Genomic DNA, 3,142 nt, shown 5'->3' on the forward strand with positions numbered 1-3,142 from the left:
GTTGTTGGAAATGAAAAGCTTCTTGAGCCATTAGCGGTCGTCAAATCTCATATGGACTACGGTGTATTTCGGCCTGTTCAATTTGCAGCCATTGAAGCATTAACCAATGGTGACACTTTCCTATCCAGCCAACAGCATTTGTATCAATCAAGAAGAGATACTCTTGTTCGTGCGTTAAATGACGTTGGCTGGCCTGTTCGCAGTCCTGGAGGTGGCATGTTTGTTTGGGCGAAAGTTCCTGAAGGCTATACATCCATGGAATTTGTGTTAAAAGCATTAGATGCCGGTGTCATCGTTACACCAGGTCATGCTTTTGGCTTCGAGGGAGAAGGCTATGTTCGAATTGCCCTCGTTCAGGATGAGCCTGTTTTAAAAGCAGCTGCCAAACGTTTTAAGCCATTACTTTAATTCAAAAACAAAAACGAGGAGTGATGTACATGAAAGCTGTAATTTATGAACAATACGGTGAACCAGATGTGTTAAAAACTGCAAATCTAGACAAACCGACCCTTAAAGCAGGTGAGGTTCTTGTTAAAGTGGGAGCGAGCGGAATCAACCCTGTTGATACTTACTTTCGCAAAGGGATTCGTCCAGTCGAGCAATTTCCTTATATTCCCCATTTTGATGTGGCAGGAGAAATTGTTGAAGTTGGTGAAGCTGTGGCGGATTGGAAGGTTGGAGACCGTATTTGGGCAACAAACGCAAAGCATGCTTCGGCTGAATTTGTTGCGATCCCCTCAGAAATCGTTTTTCCGTTACCAAATGATGTTTCCTATGAAGAAGGTGCAGCGCTAGCCATGGCGTTTGTGACCGCCCATCTATCACTCTTCAAACGGGGCCAGCTTCAAAAGGGTGAGTCTGTCCTTATTTACGGAGCAGCCGGAGCGGTCGGTCATGCTGCGGTCCAATTGGCTAAATCAGCGGGGGCCTTTGTCATTGCTACTGCTGGTAATAAAGAGAAAGGCGATATTGCCAAGAAAGCGGGGGCAGATGAGGTTATTTTTTACAAAGACGAAAACGTTGTCGATCGTGTGATGGAAATAACAGCTAAAAAAGGTGTTCCACTTATCCTCGACATGTCCTTAAGTGAAAACATGGAACAAGATTTTGAAATGCTTGCCTTCTCTGGACGGATTGTTGCCATCGGCTCTCCCGTTAATAACACACCTCCACTCCTATGGCGTCAATTGAACATCAAGCACGCAGCGTTGCTCGGCGTTCTACTGTTTTCAGCCCCATCCGCCCTTTTACAAGAAGCTGGTTTTGCCATTTCAAAAGGACTTCAAGAGGGGCTTTACTCTGCTCATCTCGGTAAAGTGTTCTCATTTGAACAAGCAAAGGATGCACATGCTGCCCTTGAAGCAAAAACATATAACGGTAGCATCGTTCTCATTCCGTAAAATGATTATTTACCTTCCTACTTGCACAAACTAGCCTAAAACGGTTTGTTCAGGAGGGATAGGTATGAAGAAAGAATCGTACTACGTCAATTTAAATCCAATTAGTATGGATACCCTTAGCCCGACACCAGCAAATGACGGTCAAACGATCGAATATGAAATTGAGGTTACACCTGACGAGAAGAAAGCATTAGAGGATTTGCTTCATGATGTTCAAGCCCATGATATGGAGCTTGGGAATATGTTTACATTCCGTCATTTTGATGATTTAACTGGTGACAGTGATAGAAATGAATACCAAAGAGGTCTTAATGACATTTTTGAAGCGATCTATCAATATGGAACAAATGAAACAAAACAAAAACTTGACGAAATTCATCTCATTAACGATGATCAATAAATAAACCTGTGAAAAGGAGGCTGGGGCAAAAGAGTTTAATCCGAATGTCATGATCGTTGATGCATAGCATTCGCTTCGGAAATATAATTCGCTTTCCGCGGGTGGCTGGTGAGCCTCCTCGTGCTTTTTGCACTGTGGGGTCTCACCCTTGCCTTTGATCCCTACGTATTTTTCCTCCGCTAAGGTTGTGCATTGTTCGTCCCAGCCTCTCCTTTTTTAAAAGTTTGCTCTTGATTGACCGCCATCGACATTGATGGTGGCCCCAACAACCCAGCTCGCTTTCTGAGATGCCAGAAAAACGACGACATTTGCAATTTCCTCAACGGTTCCAAACCGACCTGCGGGGATTTCCTCTTCAACAAAACGGTTGATTTTGTCTGGATTTTCCTTTAGCCGGCGTTGCCAATTCCCCGTTGGATGTAAAATCGAGCCTGGTGCAACACCATTGACACGAATTCCATCTTTAATCCCTTCATCAGCTAGTGCCTTCGTAAAGCTAATCATCGCTGCCTTTGAGCTATTGTAGGTCGGCTTTCCTCCTGATTCTCGTCCAAAAATTGATGATATATTTATTATGGCCCCAGACTGCTTCTCTTTCATGATTGGAAGGACAAGCTTACTAAAATGAACAGCAGAAAAATAGTTTAATGCAAAAGCGTCTTCAAAGGTACGCATGTCTGTATCGGCAATCTTGCCTCCATTGCTTCCACCTGCATTATTAATGAGGACATCAACCGTTCCAAAATGGTTGAGAACTATTTTGAAGGCTTGCTGGCGCTCCTTTTCAACTGTGACGTCAGCTTGAACCGTGAATACATCCCCAAGCTCATTTTTCGCTTTTTCTAAGCCTTCTCCCCCGCGGGCAAGTATGGCAACCTGCGCTCCCTCTTCAGTAAAAGCTTTCGCAATACCTAAGCCGATTCCTTTCGAACCGCCAGTAATTAGCACGACTTTTCCGTTTAATTGCAAATCCATTTGTTCTCAACCCTTTCCATTAAACATTTGCAGCAATTATTTTTTGATGAGAGACTGGAAACGGATAGTCCTCAATTTCTTGGCGACTGACCCATTTCACACCGTCTTCCTCCTGAACCATCCCATCAACAATCATTCCTTCGTACACATGTATATTCCAAATTAAATGGGAGAAAATATGTTCAACTGTTTGAACATGCGCACCAATTTTTACCGTAAGATTAAACGTCTTTCTAAAATAGTGAATGAGCTCTTCTTTTTCCTTTTCAAGGCTTGTCGTCTCTTCGTTTGGAAATTGCCATAGCTTGGCGAGTAGCCCTGTATCTGGACGTCGCTGAATGAGTACTTTCCCTTCCTCATTACGGAG

At 43.6% G+C, this 3,142-nt stretch carries 5 protein-coding genes; 3 read left to right on the forward strand and 2 right to left on the reverse strand.

The window, feature by feature from the left end; translation table 11 throughout:
• The 3 genes from BLT_RS0117020 to BLT_RS0117030 form a co-directional block, all read left to right on the forward strand.
• Positions 1–408: aminotransferase class I/II-fold pyridoxal phosphate-dependent enzyme (locus BLT_RS0117020; protein ID WP_017728953.1), on the forward strand; the 408-nt coding region annotated here is incomplete at its 5' end.
• A gap of 29 nt (positions 409–437) precedes the next feature.
• Positions 438–1,400, forward strand: coding sequence for an NADPH:quinone reductase (locus tag BLT_RS0117025; RefSeq protein ID WP_017728954.1), 963 nt, complete (start codon positions 438–440; stop codon positions 1,398–1,400).
• A 64-nt stretch (positions 1,401–1,464) separates the two neighbouring features.
• Entirely contained in the window at positions 1,465–1,800 is a 336-nt protein-coding gene (locus BLT_RS0117030; RefSeq protein WP_017728955.1) for a hypothetical protein, read from the forward strand.
• 216 nt (positions 1,801–2,016) lie between these two features.
• Here BLT_RS0117030 and BLT_RS0117035 read toward each other — a convergent pair whose 3' ends face one another.
• A complete protein-coding gene (locus tag BLT_RS0117035; protein ID WP_017728956.1) occupies positions 2,017–2,775 on the reverse strand; it encodes an SDR family NAD(P)-dependent oxidoreductase in 759 nt (252 codons plus the stop codon).
• A gap of 19 nt (positions 2,776–2,794) precedes the next feature.
• Positions 2,795–3,142: NUDIX domain-containing protein (locus BLT_RS0117040; RefSeq protein WP_026105177.1), on the reverse strand; the 348-nt coding region annotated here is incomplete at its 5' end.

Source organism: Halalkalibacterium ligniniphilum (assembly GCF_000334155.1).
GTDB lineage: Bacteria > Bacillota > Bacilli > Bacillales > Bacillaceae_D > Halalkalibacterium > Halalkalibacterium ligniniphilum.

Excerpts from the sequence above, each read along its gene's own strand:
- BLT_RS0117025 (WP_017728954.1), top strand. The coding sequence starts at position 438 with ATGAAAGCTGTAATTTATGAACAATACGGTGAACCAGATGTGTTAAAA.
- BLT_RS0117030 (WP_017728955.1), top strand. The coding sequence starts at position 1,465 with ATGAAGAAAGAATCGTACTACGTCAATTTAAATCCAATTAGTATGGAT.
- BLT_RS0117035 (WP_017728956.1), bottom strand. The coding sequence starts at position 2,775 with ATGGATTTGCAATTAAACGGAAAAGTCGTGCTAATTACTGGCGGTTCG.